The organism is Stappia sp. (genome assembly GCF_048261845.1).
In the GTDB taxonomy this organism is placed as follows: domain Bacteria; phylum Pseudomonadota; class Alphaproteobacteria; order Rhizobiales; family Stappiaceae; genus Stappia.
The window spans coordinates 34836-52529 of record NZ_JBLXFR010000018.1 but is presented as its reverse complement, the minus strand read 5'-3'; the positions used below and the strand labels follow the sequence as shown (position 1 = coordinate 52529).

Annotated in this window: 21 protein-coding genes; 10 read left to right on the top strand and 11 right to left on the bottom strand. The window is 66.4% G+C overall.

Annotation, left to right across the window (positions count from 1 at the left end):
- The first annotated feature begins 14 nt into the window (after nucleotides 1–14).
- Together ACN0T5_RS09835 and ACN0T5_RS09830 are read left to right on the top strand one after the other, a co-directional pair.
- Nucleotides 15–914 (top strand): C40 family peptidase, encoded by a 900-nt coding sequence (locus tag ACN0T5_RS09835; protein ID WP_417768447.1) that lies wholly within the window; start codon nucleotides 15–17, stop codon nucleotides 912–914.
- 330 nt (nucleotides 915–1244) lie between these two features.
- Nucleotides 1245–1691: a response regulator gene (locus tag ACN0T5_RS09830; RefSeq protein WP_417768446.1), complete on the top strand. Its 447-nt coding sequence runs from the start codon at nucleotides 1245–1247 to the stop codon at nucleotides 1689–1691.
- A gap of 20 nt (nucleotides 1692–1711) precedes the next feature.
- On the opposite strand, the gene ACN0T5_RS09825 is transcribed toward ACN0T5_RS09830, so the two are convergent.
- Nucleotides 1712–2656, bottom strand: coding sequence for a 2-hydroxyacid dehydrogenase (locus tag ACN0T5_RS09825; RefSeq protein WP_417768445.1), 945 nt, complete (start codon nucleotides 2654–2656; stop codon nucleotides 1712–1714).
- A 199-nt stretch (nucleotides 2657–2855) separates the two neighbouring features.
- Between ACN0T5_RS09825 and ACN0T5_RS09820 the strand changes: the two genes are divergently transcribed.
- On the top strand, nucleotides 2856–3182 hold the full coding sequence (locus ACN0T5_RS09820) for a hypothetical protein (RefSeq protein WP_417768444.1): 327 nt from the start codon (nucleotides 2856–2858) through the stop codon (nucleotides 3180–3182).
- A gap of 22 nt (nucleotides 3183–3204) precedes the next feature.
- Here the strand turns inward: ACN0T5_RS09820 and ACN0T5_RS09815 are convergent, their stop codons facing one another.
- Nucleotides 3205–4488, bottom strand: a complete 1284-nt coding sequence (locus ACN0T5_RS09815; protein ID WP_417768443.1) for a DNA recombination protein RmuC — start codon at nucleotides 4486–4488, stop codon at nucleotides 3205–3207.
- 129 nt (nucleotides 4489–4617) lie between these two features.
- Between ACN0T5_RS09815 and def the strand changes: the two genes are divergently transcribed.
- The 5 genes from def to truA all read left to right on the top strand — a co-directional run bounded on the left by def (nucleotide 4618) and on the right by truA (nucleotide 8263).
- Entirely contained in the window at nucleotides 4618–5136 is a 519-nt protein-coding gene (gene def / locus ACN0T5_RS09810; protein ID WP_417768442.1) for a peptide deformylase, read from the top strand.
- 33 nt (nucleotides 5137–5169) lie between these two features.
- Complete coding sequence (locus ACN0T5_RS09805) at nucleotides 5170–5802, top strand: MarC family protein (protein ID WP_417768441.1); 633 nt, start codon at nucleotides 5170–5172, stop codon at nucleotides 5800–5802.
- Nucleotides 5803–5848: 46 nt separating this feature from the next.
- Nucleotides 5849–6796, top strand: coding sequence for a methionyl-tRNA formyltransferase (gene fmt / locus ACN0T5_RS09800; protein WP_417768477.1), 948 nt, complete (start codon nucleotides 5849–5851; stop codon nucleotides 6794–6796).
- A 113-nt stretch (nucleotides 6797–6909) separates the two neighbouring features.
- Nucleotides 6910–7437: a GNAT family N-acetyltransferase gene (locus tag ACN0T5_RS09795; protein WP_417768440.1), complete on the top strand. Its 528-nt coding sequence runs from the start codon at nucleotides 6910–6912 to the stop codon at nucleotides 7435–7437.
- Nucleotides 7438–7456: 19 nt separating this feature from the next.
- Nucleotides 7457–8263, top strand: a complete 807-nt coding sequence (gene truA, locus ACN0T5_RS09790; RefSeq protein ID WP_417768439.1) for a tRNA pseudouridine(38-40) synthase TruA — start codon at nucleotides 7457–7459, stop codon at nucleotides 8261–8263.
- Here the strand turns inward: truA and ACN0T5_RS09785 are convergent.
- The 6 genes from ACN0T5_RS09785 to ACN0T5_RS09760 form a co-directional block, all read right to left on the bottom strand.
- Entirely contained in the window at nucleotides 8227–9090 is an 864-nt protein-coding gene (locus ACN0T5_RS09785) for a DUF2189 domain-containing protein (protein WP_417768438.1), read from the bottom strand. The two genes, truA and ACN0T5_RS09785, sit on opposite strands and share 37 nt — an antisense overlap.
- Nucleotides 9091–9203: 113 nt before the next feature.
- Complete coding sequence (gene dapE, locus ACN0T5_RS09780; protein WP_417768437.1) at nucleotides 9204–10379, bottom strand: succinyl-diaminopimelate desuccinylase; 1176 nt, start codon at nucleotides 10377–10379, stop codon at nucleotides 9204–9206.
- A gap of 64 nt (nucleotides 10380–10443) precedes the next feature.
- Nucleotides 10444–10872, bottom strand: coding sequence for a DUF805 domain-containing protein (locus ACN0T5_RS09775; RefSeq protein WP_417768436.1), 429 nt, complete (start codon nucleotides 10870–10872; stop codon nucleotides 10444–10446).
- A 109-nt stretch (nucleotides 10873–10981) separates the two neighbouring features.
- Nucleotides 10982–11839 (bottom strand): 2,3,4,5-tetrahydropyridine-2,6-dicarboxylate N-succinyltransferase, encoded by an 858-nt coding sequence (dapD, locus tag ACN0T5_RS09770; protein ID WP_417768435.1) that lies wholly within the window; start codon nucleotides 11837–11839, stop codon nucleotides 10982–10984.
- Between the two features lie 78 nt (nucleotides 11840–11917).
- Complete coding sequence (locus ACN0T5_RS09765; RefSeq protein ID WP_417768434.1) at nucleotides 11918–12532, bottom strand: TetR/AcrR family transcriptional regulator; 615 nt, start codon at nucleotides 12530–12532, stop codon at nucleotides 11918–11920.
- Nucleotide 12533: 1 nt separating this feature from the next.
- Nucleotides 12534–12866 carry a DMT family transporter gene (locus ACN0T5_RS09760; protein ID WP_417768476.1) on the bottom strand — a complete coding sequence of 111 codons (333 nt, stop codon included), beginning with the start codon at nucleotides 12864–12866 and terminating at the stop codon, nucleotides 12534–12536.
- 228 nt (nucleotides 12867–13094) lie between these two features.
- On the opposite strand from ACN0T5_RS09760, the gene ACN0T5_RS09755 reads away from it, so the two are divergent.
- Entirely contained in the window at nucleotides 13095–14000 is a 906-nt protein-coding gene (locus ACN0T5_RS09755) for a DMT family transporter (protein WP_417768433.1), read from the top strand.
- Nucleotides 14001–14026: 26 nt separating this feature from the next.
- Here ACN0T5_RS09755 and ACN0T5_RS09750 read toward each other — a convergent pair whose 3' ends face one another.
- Nucleotides 14027–14560: an alkylphosphonate utilization protein gene (locus tag ACN0T5_RS09750; RefSeq protein ID WP_417768432.1), complete on the bottom strand. Its 534-nt coding sequence runs from the start codon at nucleotides 14558–14560 to the stop codon at nucleotides 14027–14029.
- A 182-nt stretch (nucleotides 14561–14742) separates the two neighbouring features.
- Complete coding sequence (locus ACN0T5_RS09745) at nucleotides 14743–15753, bottom strand: zinc-binding alcohol dehydrogenase family protein (protein ID WP_417768431.1); 1011 nt, start codon at nucleotides 15751–15753, stop codon at nucleotides 14743–14745.
- Nucleotides 15754–15899: 146 nt separating this feature from the next.
- On the opposite strand from ACN0T5_RS09745, the gene ACN0T5_RS09740 reads away from it, so the two are divergent.
- On the top strand, nucleotides 15900–16823 hold the full coding sequence (locus ACN0T5_RS09740; RefSeq protein ID WP_417768430.1) for a LysR family transcriptional regulator: 924 nt from the start codon (nucleotides 15900–15902) through the stop codon (nucleotides 16821–16823).
- Here the strand turns inward: ACN0T5_RS09740 and ACN0T5_RS09735 are convergent.
- Entirely contained in the window at nucleotides 16783–17682 is a 900-nt protein-coding gene (locus tag ACN0T5_RS09735; protein ID WP_417768429.1) for a DUF817 domain-containing protein, read from the bottom strand. The two genes, ACN0T5_RS09740 and ACN0T5_RS09735, sit on opposite strands and share 41 nt — an antisense overlap.
- Between the last annotated feature and the right edge of the window lie 12 nt (nucleotides 17683–17694).

Below are 17694 nucleotides of genomic sequence, written 5' to 3'. Positions count from 1 at the left end.
CAGGCAGCCCCCATATGACCGGCACCGTCCCTCCTTCCCTCGACAGGCGACTTCATCCCGTGCGCCCGGATCTGGCCGCGGCCCGCTATCGGGGCGCGGTGCAGGCGTCCGCCTTCGCCGAACCGGTGGAGAAACGGATAGCGGTCGACAGCGTCGCGCTTCGCCCGGCTCCCGATGCGGCGCGTTCCATCGACACCGAGGCACTCTCCGGCGAGCGGTTCGATGTCTACGAGACGCGCGCCGACGGCTGGGCCTGGGGGCAACTGGCGACGGACGGTTATGTTGGGTATCTGCCGGTCGACGCTCTTGGCGACCCGGGCCCCGTCCCGACCCATCGTGTCTGCGTGCCGCGCAGCTACCGCTATCCGGGGCCGGAGCTGAAATCGCCGTCGCTCGGCCTGTTGTCACTTGGCGCGCGGGTGAGCGTCGTCGGGATGGCGACGACGCGCGGTCTCGACTATGCCCTGCTCGCCGACGGCAGCGCCCTGGTCGCACGGCACCTGTTGCCGCTTGGCGGCATTGTCCCCGACTGGGTGACTGTGGCCGAAGGGCTGCTCGGCACGCCCTATCTGTGGGGCGGGCGCACCACGCTCGGCCTTGACTGCTCTGCCCTTGTCCAGATCGCCGCCGCCGAGGGCGGCCTTGTCGTACCGCGCGACAGCGACATGCAGGAGCGCGAAGCGGGGACGGAGCTGGACATCTCCGCCGGATTGCCGGAACTGAGGCGCGGCGATCTCCTTTTCTGGAAAGGGCATGTCGGCATCCTGCGGGACGCCGAAACATTGCTGCATGCCAACGGCTTCACTATGAGTGTCGCGAGCGAGCCGCTGGCGACCGCGATCGCACGGATCGCGTCGAGCGAGTGGGGTGCCGTGACCGCCTGCCGCCGGTTGGCCCGACCCGGTTCGGCCTGAGTTCCGAATGCCGAATTCTTTCGCGCTTTCTTGAAAGTTTGCAGCCGGTATGCGTTTTGGGAATTTACTTGCATTGAGACATGCGTAATTGGCGTGTAATTTCAAACTGCCCTAGCGTAGCAGGTATGCAGGGATCGCATTTGTCATGAATCGTCTCATGTAATATACAAGCGATGACTTGGCGCGGCGCTTTTGTCACGCGTCGATGACGGATCGGTCGGCTGTTCAGGCGAGGGTGCCGGAAAGCACGCAGTCCGCTCACAATCAAACACCATCGGTTATCCGTCTGCGTTGTGAAAAACGCGACGGACTGCTTGTGCTGTTGTCTCCATGGATAGTCGCGAAATCATGCTTCACGTTATTCCGCATGCTGTTTTTCTTCATATCGAGGATAACGTGAACGATGCCCGCGTATTTCGCCAGGCCATCGAGAGTGTTACCAGCAACATTCGTCTCCGGCGGGTGGCCTCGGCGAAAACCGCGCTCGAACTGATCGGCGGCTCCGGCGGGGAGGGCGGCCCGCCTTTCGACTGCGTCGTGACCTCGCTGAGCCTGCCCGGCATGGGCAGCGGCGACTTCGCGCGGCGGTTGCGGCAGCGCTACGACGGCGCCACCCTGCCGATTGTCGGCATGACCCGGGACACCCCGGTCGGCAGTGACGACCGCGGCTGGTTCGATGCGGTCTACCAGAAATGCGAGACGCCGCGTGGCCTGCGTGCGGCCGCTCAGGCGGTTGTCGACCTGTGGTTCTCCCAGGCCCGCCGCTTCCACTGCTGAGCGCGCCCGCGCCCGACGTTTCAGTACCCGGTCGCCGGATCCACCCTGTTGCGCAACACGCCGGTTGCCTCGTAGGCGGTGATCTGTTCGGCGACATAGTCCGAGATCGCTTCCGGATCGCTGTCGGCCGCCACATGCGGCGAGACGACGACATTCTCCATTTGCCAGAACGGGCTCGAGGCCGGCAGCGGTTCCTGCTCGAAGACATCGAGGCTCGCCGCCTTCAGCGTGCCGTCGCGAAGCGCCGCAATGAGGTCGTCCTCCACCTGGCTGCCGCCGCGTCCCGCATTGACGAAGACCGGCCCGCCAAGCGCGCCGTCGCGGGCGAGCCTCGACAGGACCTGCCGGTTGACGAGACCCGTCGTCTGATGCGTCAGCGGCAGAAGGTTGACCAGGATGTCGGTGCGCTGCAGGAAGGCGTCCATCTCCCCTTCGCCGGCGAAACAGGAAATCCCGTCGATCCGCTTGCGTGTGCGGGCCCAGCCGGCGACATCGAAGCCGAGAGCGGCAACCGCGCGGGCGGACCGTTCGCCAAGTATTCCAAGACCCATGATGCCGACCCGGACGCTGCGGGCCGCCGGTTGGGGCAGGTCGCGCCAGATCCCGTCCCGCTGCTGGGCGGCATAGGTAAGGTGCTGGCGATGGTGCAGCAGCACCTGAAACACCACCCATTCGGCCATGCGCGCCGTCAGGTCCGGATCGACGACACGCACCACCGGCACGCGAGGCAGTCCGGGCTGGCCGAGCAGATGGTCGACGCCGGCGCCGAGCGAAAAGATCACTTCGAGATTGGGGCAGGCGCTGAACGCCTCCGCCGGCGCCTTCCAGGCAAGCGCATAACGGATATCGGATGCCTCGCCGATCGCATCGGGCCAGGTGCGGATGGCTCGACCGGGCAGGCGGGCTGACAGGCGCTTGGCCCACGGCGCTGGGTCCCAGCCCTTGACGGCGACGAGCAGGCTCATGCGGCAATCCTCCCGGTGGTCATGCAAACGGCTTTCGCCCGTCATAGCGACCTTCGCAGGCCGGTGCAAAGGCGTCGGCGCTGGCCAGCACCGGCGAAGATTGATTGTGCGGAAACGAACTGCAATCTAAGGTAGTCTTGTTGTGGATTTGCCGGACAGCGCATCCTGGGCGGGTGTTCCGGCACGGGGAGGGGCTGTCATGAAAGTTGGCGACGTGAAGGATGTGGTGGCCTGGGTGAACGTCATGCCGGGGCCGGGCAGTGCCCCGACATTGCATGTGACCGGCAAGGTCACCGCACCGTCACCCTGTCATCAGGTGCTGGCCGAGTTCGACGGGTTCGACAAGTCGGAGCCGCCGGTCTATCGAGTGAAGGTCGTGCTCGGCGAGCAGCAAGGTCTTTGCCCGCAAGTGCTGACCGACAAGGAATTCCACTATGTCGAGCGCAATTATGCGGGCAACTCGAAGCAGCTGAGAGTGCTGTCCGACACGGACGGCAAGACGGTCGACATCCAGACCGTCAGTTGATGCGGGCCGGACGGCGCGGCCTTCAAAAAAGGTCCGGGTCGTCGGCGGCGGAAAGCCGCCGCGCGGAGGCGGAACCTGTCTGCCCTGTCGCCGTTTCGCCGCGCGGCGCGGCGCCATTGCCCGCTCCGTTGGCTTGCCTGTTCCCTCCCGAGACCGTGTGACCGGCATCCGGGTCCTCGCGCAGCGGCGCGAGATCGAGTTCGCCGATGCCGCGGCCGCGCTTGCCGATCTTGTCGGACGAGATGAGGATCTGCTCTATGTCGCGGCCCGCCTGGCCGAAATGCTGCTGGAGCTTGCGCACGCGCTCGTCCAGCCGGTCGACATCGGCGACAAGATGCGCGACCTCGGCCTGGATCCGGTGCGCCTCCTCGCGCATCCGTGCATCGCGCAACACCGACTGAACCACCTGGATCGAGAGCAGCAACAGCGAGGGGGACACGATGACGACGCGCAGCCGATGGGCGCGCTGCACGAGATCGTCGAAGGTCTCGTGAATTTCGGCGAAGACGCTTTCCGACGGCACGAACATGAAACCCGTGTCCTGGGTCTCGCCCGGGATCAGGTAGCGTTCCTTGATGTCGGCGAGATGCTTGCCGATGTCGCGGCGGAAGCGGGCGGCGGCCTGCTTCACGGCGTCCGGGTCCTGCGCGGCGCGCAGGTCGTTATGCGCCTCCAGCGGAAACTTGGCGTCGATGACGAGCGGCGCCGCGCCGTTCGGCAGGTGGATCAGGCAGTCCGGCCGGGCTCCGGTGGAAAGCGTTGCCTGGAAACTGTAACCGCCCGGCGCGAGGGCGTCCTGGATGATCGCCTCCATCCGGCCCTGGCCGAAGGCGCCGCGCGTCTGCTTGTTGGAAAGGATCGCCTGCAGCGCGCCGACCTGCCCGGAAAGGTCGCGGATCGTGACTTGCGCCCGGTCGATCACCGCGAGCCGTTCGTGCAGGTGTCGCAACCCGTCATGGGTTCGCTTGGTCGTGTCGGCCATTGACTGGCCGAGCTTGTGGCTCATCCCGTCGATCCGCTCGTTGACCGCGCGCATCAGGTCGCCCTGCCTCGTGCCGAAGACCTCGGCCATGGTCTGCATCCGCCCGGTCATCTCCGACTGGACCTTGAGCAGGTCGGAGATCCGCGCCTCCAGTTCGCGCGCCTGCTTCTCGGCGCGCCACTCGGCAAGCCGCCGCGCACGCGCCTGACGCGCCGCGCCCAGCACGCCGACGAAGAACAGCAGCAGCGCCAGGGCGCCAAAGACGACGACGCCCTCGCCAACCGTTACCGGGCGTCCGGAAAGGTGAAACAGAATCGCATTCATGGAAACAAAGATAGAACATTTGCACGTGACGCGAAATGGCGTCGCCGGCCGTCACGTGACATGCATCGCGCTGTCGCAGGCCGGCAGGCCCGCGTTGACGCGGCCCGTGTTCTCCAATATCTGAACCTCATGACGAAGCGTGATATCCTGATCCTGCCCGACCCCAAGCTGCGCCTGGTGAGCGAACCTGTGGCGCGTGTCGACGATGCCGTACGCCAGCTTGCCGACGACATGCTCGACACCATGTATGCCGCGCCGGGCATCGGGCTTGCCGCGATCCAGATCGGCGTGCCGAGCCGCATGCTGGTGGTCGACGTCGCGCGCGAGGGCGATGAGCCCGCGCCGCTGGTGGTGATCAACCCGGAAATCGTCTGGGCATCCGAAGAGCACTCGGTCTACCAGGAGGGATGTCTGTCGATCCCCGAATATTACGAGGATGTCGAGCGTCCCGAGAAGATCGGCCTTCGCTTCCTCGACCGGGACGGCGCCGAGCGCGAGATCGAGGCCGACGGTCTTCTCGCCACCTGCCTGCAGCACGAGATCGACCACCTGAACGGCGTGCTCTTCATCGACCATATCTCCCGGCTGAAGCGCGGCCGGGTCTTGCGCAAGTTCCAGAAGCAGGCGCGTCAGTCGGAGAAAGCCTGACGTCGGGCCAACCTGCGGCCGGGAGCGAGGCGCATGGACATTCCCTTTTTCCTCAAGGTATTCGCGGCGCTGTTCGCGATCATGAGCCCGATCGCCAATCTGCCGGTCTTTCTGGCGTTGACCGGCGATCGCGATGCGGCCGGCAAGCGCACGGTGGCGCTGACGGCGGTCGTCGCGCTCTGTATCGGCACGGTGGTCGTCTTCGTCGGTGGCGAGGCCATCCTGACGCTCTTCGGCATCAGCATCGACGGGTTCCGCCTTGCCGGCGGACTGCTCATCCTCTTGATTGCGCTTTCGATGCTGCATGGCGGGGAAAGTGCGGCCCATGCCGGGTCCGAGGCGGAAAGGGAACACCACCGGACGGTGGACAATCCGGGCATCTATCCGCTGGCCGTGCCGATGCTGCTCGGCCCCGGATCGATTTCCACCATCGTCATATTCCGGGAGCAGGCGAAGGCGCCTGGGCAGGAGGTCGCGCTGGTCGCCGCGCTCGCCGCCATCGTGATCCTGCTCGGGGCGACGTTTCTCGCAGGCCCCGTGCTGTCGCGCCTGCTGGGCCGCACCGCGGTCAGCATCATGAGCAGGTTGATGGGAATGCTTCTTGCGGCGATCGCCATGGAGATGATGGTGACGAGCCTCAAGGTCCTGTTGCCGGGGCTGGCCTGATGCGGGGATGTCAAAACGGCCGGCAAGGGAAGGACAAGCCATGAGCCTGCGTATCGTCTTCATGGGAACGCCGGAGTTCTCCGTGCCCACGCTGATGGAGATCGTCGGCCAGGGGCACGACGTCGTCGCCTGCTACACTCAGCCGCCGCGCAAGGCCGGCCGCGGCATGGATGAGCGCCGCTCCCCCGTCCACGAGGCGGCGGAGACGCTTGGCATCGAGGTGCGCACGCCCGCCTCGCTGAAAGGCGAGGAGGAGCGCGCCGCGCTGGCCGAGCTTGCCCCCGATGTCGCCGTCGTCGTTGCCTACGGGCTGCTGCTGCCCCAGGCCGTGCTCGATGTTCCCGTCCATGGCTGTCTCAACCTGCATGCGTCCCTGTTGCCGCGCTGGCGCGGAGCAGCTCCCATCAACCGCGCGATCATGGCGGGCGATGCGGAGACCGGCATCGAGGTGATGCGCATGGAGGCCGGTCTCGACACCGGTCCTGTCTACATGGCCGAAAAGATCGCCATCGACGCACAGATGACGGCGGGAGAGCTCCATGACCGCCTGTCGATGCTCGGCGCCGACCTGATGGTGCGGGCGCTGGCCGCCCTGCCACGCGGCGGCCTTGTGCCGACGCCGCAGGCGGAAGAAGGTGTCACCTATGCGCGCAAGCTCGACAAGGCCGAGACCAGGATCGACTGGTCGCGGCCGGCGCGCGAGCTGCATGACCATGTTCGCGGTCTCTCGCCCTTTCCCGGCGCCTGGTGCGAGATCGCCATCGGCGGACGCAACGAACGGGTCAAGGTCCTGCGCAGCGCGCGTGTTGAGATGGCGGTGGCGGCAGCGCCGGGGACGCTGCTCGACGCGGATGCGGCGGAGGGATTGCTGGTCGCTTGCGGTGATGGCGGCGCGTTGCGGCTGGTGCAGCTGCAGCGGGCCGGCAAGAAGGCGATGCCGGCGGCCGAATTCCAGCGCGGTGGCCAGCTGGTTGTCGGCACCTGCCTGACCTGACCCCGGCCGGCATGGCGTCGCCAAGCCGGCGGCCGGCGGTCTATGATATGCAAACGCACCGAAAACGATCGAAGCAGCCGCTGTAGCCATACCGCAAAACGGAACGCCCCGACATGACCCATCCCGCGCTTGAACCCGAGATCCGTCCGGCGACACCTGCCGACGAGGCGGACATTTCCCTGGTCACCGCCACCGCCTTCGGCGACGAGGCGGAAGCGCGCCTCGTCCGCGAGCTTCGCTCCTGCGGCGTGCTGGTGCTGGAGCGCGTCGCCGTCGACCGTGATGGCCGCCTGGTCGGCCATATCGCCTTCTCCCGCGTCACCGGCGCCGGCGCCGGCCATCGCCTTTCCATTACCTGCCTTGCGCCGGTCTCCGTCAGCCCCGACCGCCAGCGCGGCGGCGTCGGTTCGGCACTGATCCGCGCCGGGCTGGAGGCCTTGCGCGAGCAGGGCGAGGATCTCGTCCTGGTCCTTGGGCATCCCGACTACTATCCGCGCTTCGGTTTCGATGCGAAGCTTGCGCAGAAGGTTTCCGGCCCCTATGCGGGAGCCGCCTTCCAGGCGCTGGCGCTCCGGGACGAGGTTGTCGCGGCGCTTCCCATCGAGGTGACGTTCGCCACGCCCTTCCAGGTCTTCGAGTAGGACGGATCGTCGCCGCGCCATGCCCCGCTACAAGCTCACGGTTGACTATGACGGCCGGCCCTTCGTCGGCTGGCAGCGCCAGGACAACGGTCCCTCCGTCCAGGCAGTGATCGAACGCGCGGTGAAGGCGTTTTCCGGCGAGACGGTGACCATCGGCGGCGCCGGGCGCACCGATTCCGGCGTCCATGCCACGGGTCAGGTGGCCCATCTCGATCTTGAGCGCGACTGGCCGGCGGCGACGGTGCTGGGCGCGCTGAACTTCCATTGCCAGCCCGATCCGGTCGCGATCCGCGCCTGCCAGGTGATGCACGAGGGTTTCGACGCGCGCTTTTCGGCGATCCGCCGGCATTACCGCTTTCGCATCGTCAACCGTCTGGCGCCGCTTACCCACGACCTTGGTCTTGCCTGGCATGTGAAGAAGCCGCTCGATGCCAGTGCCATGCACGAAGCGTCGCAGGTCTTTGTCGGTCACCACGACTTCACGACATTTCGCCACTCGCGCTGCCAGGCGAAGAGCCCCTGGAAGACGCTCGAGGCCTTTTCCGTGCGCCGCGAGGGCGAAAGCGTCATCGCCGAGTGCTCCTCGCGCTCCTTCCTCCACAATCAGGTGCGCTCGATGGTTGGCACGCTGCGCCTCGTCGGCGAGGGAAGATGGGGGCCCGAAGACGTTGCAAGGGCGCTCGCCGCGTGCGACCGCGAAGCCTGCGGACCCGTAGCCCCGCCCGACGGGCTCTACCTGACGCAGGTCGATTATCGCTCCGCCGAGGAGGACCGGGCCTCGCTCGCCGCCTATCTCGCGGAAACGGGCGCGGGTGCGGACGGCTGATCTCCCGCCGCCGGCTCGTCCACCGGGGGCACCAGCTTGCGATAGAGATGCCAGGTCGTGTGACCGAGCACCGGCAGCGCGACGACCAGTCCCATGAACAGCGGCAGCATGGAGACGAGCAGCGTCGCGGTGACCAGGATGGCCCAGCCGATCATCGGCTTTGGACTGGTCACCACGGAGCGCACGCTGGTGATCATTGCGGTGATGAAGTCGATGTCCCGGTCGAGCAGCATCGGGAACGAGACGACGGTCAGCGAGAACAGGATGACCGACAGGACGGCACCCACGACATTGCCGATCAGAAGGAACATCAATCCTTCCGGCGTGGTCACCACCACCTCGGCGAAGGCACTGAACGAGGCGAAGGACTTGAAGCCGAGAAACAGGGCGAGCAGCAGTCGCACCTGGTACATCCACATGATCTGGACGAAGAGCACGACGAAGGCCATCCAGGCGATCTCGCGCCGGCGTTGCTCCCAGACGACGCCGAGCACGCCGCTCCACTTGAGTGGTTCGCCCGTTTCCAGGCGGCGGCTGACCTCGTAAAGCCCGACGGCGACGAACGGGCCGGCCAGCCCGAAAGCGATGGCGAGCGGATAGCTGAGATAACTCATCTGGAAGGCGGAGGCGGTGAGCAGCACGAGAATGCCGCCGGCGGCGTAGACGCCGCCGAAGAACAGGCCGAAGCGGGGAGCGGCACGGAAATCGCGCAGTCCGGCGCCAAGCGCGTCGACGATCGTATCGAAGCCGATGGCGTTCACCCGTGTGGGGTCCGGCCGTGCGGGGCCGGTCCTGCTCGCGCCGGTTCCGGCCGTCTCGTTCGTCATCCGCCTCTCCCGTAGCCTGTTGTTTCTGGCGAGTGAAACAACCAAGAGAAACAGCATTGGAGCGAGGCAGTCACCTTCGCAGTTCTACGAGGTCGGCGCGCGGCGCGGAGCCCTCAGGCCTTGCGCAGGTAGTCGTTGAGAAAGCGCCGGTAGATTGCGGCGAGGCGGTCGAGATCGGCGATGGCGACCCGCTCGTCGACCTGATGCATCGTCTGGCCGACGAGCCCGAACTCGACCACGGGGCAGAAGTTCTTGATGAAGCGGGCATCCGATGTCCCGCCGCCGGTGGAAAGTTCCGGTCGCCTGCCGGTCTCCGCCTCGATGGCGTCGGCAAGTGCCTCGATCAGCGCCGTGTCATGGGTGAGGAAGCTGTCGCTTGCGTCCTTGGTGAAGTCGAGTGTCCACGCGCAGGACAATTCGTTGACGCCGGCCAGCGCCGAACGCAGATGCGATTTCAGGCTCTCCACCGACCATGTGTCGTTGAAGCGCACGTTGAACTTCGCCTCCGCCTTGCGCGGGATGACGTTGAACGCGCTGTTGCCGACATCGATGGAGGTGATCTCGAGGTTCGACGGCTGGAACCGCTCGTTGCCCTTGTCCAGTTCCAACCGGTCGAGCGTGGCGGCGAGGCGCAACAGGTCGGAGACAGGGTTCTTCGCCAGATGCGGATAGGCCACATGGCCCTGCACGCCGGTGACGGTGACGATGCCGGAGAGGGATCCGCGCCGGCCGACCTTGATCGCGTCGCCGAGCCTCTCCGGATTGGTCGGTTCTCCAACGATGCAGGCGTCGAAGCGGTGGCCGCGTTCGGCTGCCCAGTCGAGCAGTTTCACCGTGCCGTTGATCGCCGGACCTTCCTCGTCGCCCGTGATCAGGAAGGAGATCCTGCCCGGCAGGTCAGGGCCGTTTTCGGCCACCCAGGCAAGGGCGGCGGCGGCGAAGGCGGCAATGCCGCCCTTCATGTCGACGGCGCCGCGGCCGAACAGGATGCCGTCCTCGACTTTGCCGTCGAAGGGCGCGTGCCGCCAGGCGTCCAGATCCCCGGCCGGCACAACGTCGGTATGGCCGGCGAAGGCAAGGTTCGGCCCCGTGTTGCCGATTGTCGCGAAGAGGTTTTCGACATCCGGTGTGCCGGGGGCCGAAAACACCATCCGCTCGACCGTAAAGCCCGCCGCCGACAGCCGCGCTTCCAGAAGCGCCAGCGCGCCGCCTTCCTCGGGCGTCACGGACGGGCAGCGCAGCAGATCGCGGGCGAGGGTGGCGGCGGGAGACAGTGTCTGGTCGGTCATGCGGGCAAATCCGGATGGTGCAAAAGGACGGCGTCGCGAGGGTGCGGGGCGGGAGGCGGGTGGCCTATTTCGGCCGCGCCCAGCGGCCATTGGGCCACGGGCCGTAGGCGTTGGGGCCGGGCGTTCCCGGCACGAAGCCAAGGCCGATGACAAACAGGATGTTGAGATAGGGCATGAACACGAGGATCGCGAGCAGCCCGCTCAGGCCGCGATCCTGCAGCCGCTTGATCACCAGCGCCAGTTCCACCCACTGGAAGGCGATCAACATGAACGGCATCAGCGGGTTGGCATTGATGAAATCGCCGAGATAGCTGGCCATGTCTCGGCCCTCGACCACCTCGACGGTGCGTGCCCAGATGGCGACGGGGATCATGAACAGCACCCAGGTCAGCGCCAGCGCCAGCCAGTAGGGCTCGCGCGAGACGCGGCCGATCGGACTGAGCAACAGCCAGAGAGGGCCGAACGGGCCGGGATGGGGAACGGGGGCGGTCATGTGTCTCCTTGCCGGATGAATGGCTGCCCAACCTATCTGGGGCGTGTTCCGGCATTTTGAAGGCGTGGCATGAGAGCGCGGCGACGCGATGTCCCGCGCTCTCCGGGGATCAGTCGCGCAGCAGCTCGTTGATCGAGGTCTTGGAGCGGGTCTTCTCGTCGACGCGCTTGACGATGACGGCGCAATAGAGGTTCGGGCCCGGCTCGCCGTTCGGCAGCGGCTTGCCCGGCATCGTTCCGGCGACGACCACCGAGTAGGACGGCACCTCGCCATAGAAGACTTCGCCGGTGGCGCGGTCGACGATCTTGGTCGACTGGCCGATGAAGACGCCCATGCCGAGCACCGCACCTTCGCGCACGATGCAGCCCTCGACGACCTCGGAACGCGCGCCGATGAAGCAGTTGTCCTCGATGATGACCGGACCGGCCTGCAGCGGCTCAAGCACGCCGCCGATGCCGACACCGCCGGACAGGTGCACATTCTTGCCGATCTGCGCGCAGGAACCGACCGTTGCCCAGGTGTCGACCATCGTGCCCTCGCCGACATGGGCGCCGAGATTGACGAAGGATGGCATCAGGACGACATTCTTGCCGATATGGGCCGAGCGGCGAACGATGGCGCCCGGTACGGCGCGAAAACCGGCTTCCTCGAAGTCGACGCCGCGCCATCCGTCGAACTTCGACGGCACCTTGTCCCACCATGTGGCGTCGCCCGGGCCGCCCTTGATGACTTCCATCGGGTTGAGCCGGAAGGAGAGCAGCACGGCTTTCTTCAGCCACTGGTTCACCTGCCAGTCGCCACCGGTCTTTTCCGCCACCCGTGCGTGACCCCGGTCCATCAGGTCGAGCGCGGCATTGACCGCGTCGCGGATCTCGCCCGTGGTGCGCGTGTCGATGTTGGCGCGGTCCTCGAAGGCGGCGTCGATGATGGCGGCGAGCTTCGCCGTGTCGGTGTGGGCGTGGTTCATGCGCGCGGGTCTCCAGCAAGTCTCGGGGATCGTGGCGGGAATTCTGTGCGCGGACCTAAGACCCGTGGCGATGCGAAGTCAAGGCCGGGCAGGCCTTGTCCCCGGCACCGGACGGCGGCCCGACCCGGCCTGCGCGCGGGAATGAGGACGTGTCATGTCGAGCAGGAGCGCATGCAGGTCGGCGCGCTTGTCCAGTGCGGTGCCGGTCAGGTCGGCAAGCCAGATGCCGTCGGCAGCAGCGCGCACGGCGGCGAGCCGCACATCGTCGTCGGTGGCCCGGTGCCGTTCGATGCGGGCCTCGAACCAGCCCGCCCACAAGGCCCGCAGGTCCGGGTCCGTGAGCATGGAGACATAGAGCGCCGCCCACGGCCCCCCGCTTGCGCCCGGTGCCATGTCGAGAACGGAGCCCAGATAGGCGCGGGTGAAGGCACCGTCCGGCTCGGGGTCCGCCTCGATCCGCGCATCGAGGTCCCGGTCAAGCGTGTCGAGAAGTTCCCGAAACACGGCATCGATCAAGGCCTGCTTGCTGGGGAAGTGATGCATGAAGCCGCCCTTGGTGACGCCCGCCGCATCCGCGACGGCCTGCACCGTGACGGCGGCAAGTCCCTGTTCGACGGCGAGCTCCGCCGCGCGGTCGAGAAGGGCGCGGCGGACCAGTTCGGGCTGCTTCTTGCGGGCGTACGGGTTCTCCATCTCAGTGCACGGCGCTGCGTGAGAAGACATTGATGACGATGACCCCGGAAACGATCAGCGCCATGCCGATCAGCGCGGCTGCATCGAGGGTGAAGCGGAACACGACGACGCCGATGATCGCCGTCAGCACGATGCCGACCCCCGCCCAGATGGCATAGGCGATCCCCAGAGGGATCACCTTCAGCGCCTGGGACAGGAAGAACAGCGCCGCGACGAAGCACAGACCCGTGGCAAGCGTGGGGACGAGCCGGGTAAACTGCTCGGTCTTCTGGAGCATGGAAGAGCCCGTCACCTCGCAGACGATGGCAAGGGCAAGCGAAGCATAGGCGACCAGGATCGGGTTCATGTCGGCATCTCGAATGAGGGAAGGTCGCAAAAAGATACCAACTGTTCGGTTTCTTTTCAAGTCCGACCCGTGCCCGCCGCGAGATGCATGCGGGACCGGCCGGCATGCCACGCCCCGAGGGCTGATCGTGCCGCAGGCGTCCTGCCTTTCGCCGAATGGCGGCCATCGCGTTTTCGCGCTACCACCGCCGCGACCCTTGTTGTATGTGCGGGAGCCATGGAACTCTGGATCCCCATCACGATCTTTGCCGCCTTTTGCCAGAATGCACGCTCCGCCCTTCAGAAGCACCTGAGAGGCCGGCTCGGCACGACCGGCGCCACGTTCGTGCGCTTCGGCTACGGCTTTCCCTTCGCGCTCGCCTACCTGGCCATCCTGCGCTACGGGCTCGGCTATTCGCTGCCGTTGCCCGGAACCGATTTCTGGCTCATCGGTGCGGCGGGCGGGCTTGCCCAGATCGCCGCGACCTTCCTGCTGGTGCATCTCTTCAGCTACCGCAACTTCGTCGTCGGCACGGCCTATTCCAAGACCGAACCGGTGCAGGCGGCCGTCTTCGGTCTGGTCTTTCTGGGAGAGACGGTGACCTCGATCGCCGCCTTCGCGATCGCCATCGGCGTTGCCGGCGTCGTGATGATCTCGCTCGCCGGCCAGCGTGTCGGGGTCAAAAGCGTGCTTGCCGCCCTTGCCGGGCGAGCGGCCCTGATAGGTTTGGCCTCGGCGGCGCTCTTCGGTGTCTCAGCTGTGTGTGTGCGCGGCGCCTCGCTCGCTCTGGGAGGACCGAACTTCCTCATGCAGGCCGGGTTCACGCTTGCCTATGTGACCGTTTTCCAGACCATTGCCATGGGATTGTGGATGGTCTGGCGCGAGCCGGATCAACTGGCCGCCAGCATCGCCAGCTGGCGCACCGCGATCTGGGTCGGCCTGTCGGGTGTTGCCGGTTCGGCCGGCTGGTTCACGGCAATGACCTTGCAGCAGGTCGCCTATGTGCGCGCGCTCGCCCAGATCGAGCTGGTCTTCACCTTCCTCGTGTCCTGGATCATCTTCCGCGAGCGTGTCCGCACGGTCGAGGCGGCGGGCGCGGTGCTGATCGTTGCCGGCATCGTGGTGCTGCTTCTGGGCGTGTGAAGGGCGGCGCGTTCCGTCCGCTGGCGTCAGGCCTTTTTCACGAACTGGCAGAGTATGACGATGCGCTGGCCCTCGACGCGGCCCTCGAGCTGCGCCGCGTTGTCGGGAACGAGCGCGATCTTGCGCACCGCTGTTCCTCGCTTGGCGGTGAAGCCCGCGCCCTTCACGGCAAGGTCCTTGATGAGGGTCACGGTGTCGCCGGTGGCAAGCACCGTGCCGTTGCAGTCGACATGGACGACGGCGTCCGCGTCGTCACCGCCTGCGCCCTGCTTCGCCCAGTCGAGAACGTCCGGCTCCAGATAGGCGAGCTCCAGTGCGTCACGGGCCCAGACGGCTTCGGGCAAGGCGTTGAGCAGGCGCCAGGCGAGCACCTGCACCGCCGGTTCAGGGCTCCAGATCGCCTCGTTGAGGCATTGCCAGTGCGGCCCGTCCTGCAGCCCGCCCGCAAGGCTCTGTTCCAGTCCCTGCCGGCATGTGGCGCAGACCGGTACGCTGTCCGCCTTTGGCGCGACTTCGTAGGGGGTGGCGTCATCGGCCTGGCATAGGGAGCAATGCGACATTGTCGGTTCCGTCGGTGGAGGATGAGGAGAGAACGGGGGAGGCTGGCGTGGCATACGTCACGCCAGCCTCCCTGTCCATCGCGTCGAGGCCGGATCCGTGTCGTTACGGACCTGGCCACCCACCCGGCCACTCACCCGGCAATCGGCCCGGCCTTCCGCCCCGTACCCGCGGCTGCCGCGGCTCAGAACCCCTCGACGACGATCTTGCCACGTGCGGTCCCGGTCTCGATCCGCCGGTGCGCCTCGCGCAGGTTGGCGGCGTTGATCGGAGAGAGGGTCTCCGAAACCGTGCTGCGCAGCCGTCCGGCATCGACCTCGCCGGCGACGAAGTCGAGCAGCCTGTTCTGCTCGATCATGTCCGGTGTTGTGAACATCGCCCGCGTGAACATCATCTCCCAGTGCAGGCTCGCCGCCTTGATCTTCATCTGCTCCATCGGCATCGGCAGGTCGGTGTCGTCGATTGTCACGATCGAGCCCTGCGGCCGGATCAGCTCGACCGCATCGTTCCAGTGGCGCATGTCGTTGAAGATGGCGACGTGGTCGACATGCTCTATGCCGAGCGCGCGCACCTGCGGGACGAGCGGTTCACGGTGGTTGACGACATGATCGGCACCCAGTTCACGCACCCAGGAGATCGTCTCCGGCCGCGAGGCGGTGGCGATCACGGTGAGCCCGGCGCGCCTGGCCAGTTGAATTCCGATCGAACCGACACCGCCGGCTCCGCCGATGATCAGGATCGAACGACCTGCATCCGCGCCGTCCCGGTCGATGCCGAGCCGGTGGAAGAGCGATTCATAGGCGGTGATCGTCGTCAGCGGCAGGGCGGCGGCCTCGGCGAAGGAGAGGCTTGCCGGCTTGTGCCCGACGATGCGCTCGTCCACCAGATGGAATTCCTGGTTGGTGCCGGGGCGGGTGATGTCGCCGGCATAGTAGACCTCGTCGCCCGGCCCGAAGAGCGTGACCTCGGGGCCGACGGCCTCGACGACGCCACTGGCGTCATAGCCGATGACGCGCGGCGCTTCCTCGACCGTGTCCTTTGGCGCGCGGACCTTGGTGTCGACCGGATTGACCGCGACGGCCTTGACGGCAACGAGAATGTCGCGGCCTTCCGGGACGGGTTTCGGCAGGTCGAGATCGATCAGCGACTGGGGGTTGTCGATGGGCAGGTAGCGGGTGAAACCGACGGCTTTCATGTTTTTCATCCTTGTTGAAGAGGCGTTCGAATTCGGCGGCAATCGTGCGCGGCGGCAGAGCCACGCGGTTCGGTCAGGATTTGGGCGTTGCGGGTCATCCGGATAATTGGCTAAAATCCGAAATTATAATTCGGATGAATCGAATAATGACACTCGACAACCTGGCGCTCTTCCTGCGGATCGTCGAAAAGGGCGGGCTGGCCGCCGGGGGCCGTGACTTCGGCCTCTCGCCGGCCACTGTCTCGGAGCGGCTTGCGGCGCTCGAGCGCCACTATGGTGCGACCTTGCTGCTGCGCACGACGCGCAGCCTGCGCCTGACCGATGAGGGCAGCCTGCTTGTCGAGGGCGCGCGCAGGCTGCTCACGGAAGCGGAAGAGCTGCAGGACCGCATCCGCTACGGTGCCGAGCGGATTTCGGGACCGATCCGGATGAGTGCGCCGGAAGACCTTGGCCGTCGTCGCGTCGTGCCGATCATCGATGGCTTTCTCGCGCGCCACCCGGACGTCACCGTCGATCTGGATCTCACCGACGGTTATGTCGATCTCGCCGGTCAGGGTCTCGACCTGGCGATCCGGCACGGGTCGCTCGCCGACAGCACCTTGCGATCACGGCCGCTCGGGGAGAACCGGCGCATCGTCTGCGCCGCGCCGGCCTATCTGCAGGCGCGCGGCACGCCGAACCACCCTGACGAGCTCGCCGGCCATGACTGCATTCTCATGCGTTTCGGCGGCAACCTCGACCGGGAGTGGCCGTTCGTGATCGACGGCAAGGCACGCAAGATCGCCGTGCGCGGTCGCCGTGTCGCCAATGACGGCGGACTTGTCCGCCAATGGTGCCGGGACGGGCATGGCATCGCCCTCAAGTCGATCCGCGATGTCGACGAGGACCTTGCGACCGGCGCCCTGGTCGAGCTGCTCGAGGAGTATTCCCAGGGTCGCACCGCATTGCAGATCGTCTATCCGCCGAGCGCCGTGCAGCCGTGCCGGGTGCGCGTGCTGATCGAATATCTGGCGGCCGAACTCTCGGCCTTCACCGATCCGCGGCCTGGCCTTCTTTCTTCGGCCGGTTGACCAGCGTTACCAGCACGAAAGAGATGATCATCAGCAGCACCCAGGCGTTGAGCTTGGCAAGGGAGACGAGCGTCCAGCCGTCCGCCTGGTCAGGGTAGCGCCAGGCCTGCGCGAAGGTGCCGATGTTCTCGGCCAGCCAGATGAACAGCGCCACCAGGAAGAACCCCAGCACCAGCGGCATGCGGTGGCGGTAGCGATAGACGGAGTAATGCACCCAGGTTCGCCCGTAGAGCAGGAAGAGGGCGGCAAACAGGGCAAGCCGGATATCGAGCGTGTAGTGGTGGGAAAAGAAATTCACGTAGATCGCCAGAGCAAACAGCCAGGTCGTCCACAGCGGCGGATAGCGCGAATAGGCAAAATCGAAGATGCGCGAAACGCGGGCGAGATAGCTGCCGACGGCCGCATACATGAAGCCGGAAAAGAGCGGCACGCCGCCGATGCGGAAGAAGCTCTCTTCCGGATAGATCCAGGAGCCGGCAGCGGTCTTGAAGACTTCCATCGCGGTGCCGACGACATGGAAGATCAGGATGACCCTGGCCTCGTCGAGCGTTTCGAGCCGTGCCACCAGCAGCCAGGCCTGGATGGCAAGGGCGGCAAGGAAAAGAAAGTCGTAGCGGGCAAGGTCCGCCCCTTCCGGATACCAGAAGCGGGTCGCCAGGATCAGCGCCAGCAGCAGCGCGCCGTAGATGCACGCATAGGCCTGCTTGATGCCGAAGGCGAGGAATTCGACTGCCGCCCGTGCCGGCATGCCCTTGCCCAGGCGCCGGTAGACGAGCGGCAGCGTCTTGTGCAGCAGCCGCTCGGTGCGCGAGGCGGCGTTGGCGGGCCGGCCGAGCCTGCGAACCAGCTTCAGTCCCATCTTCCCTGCAAC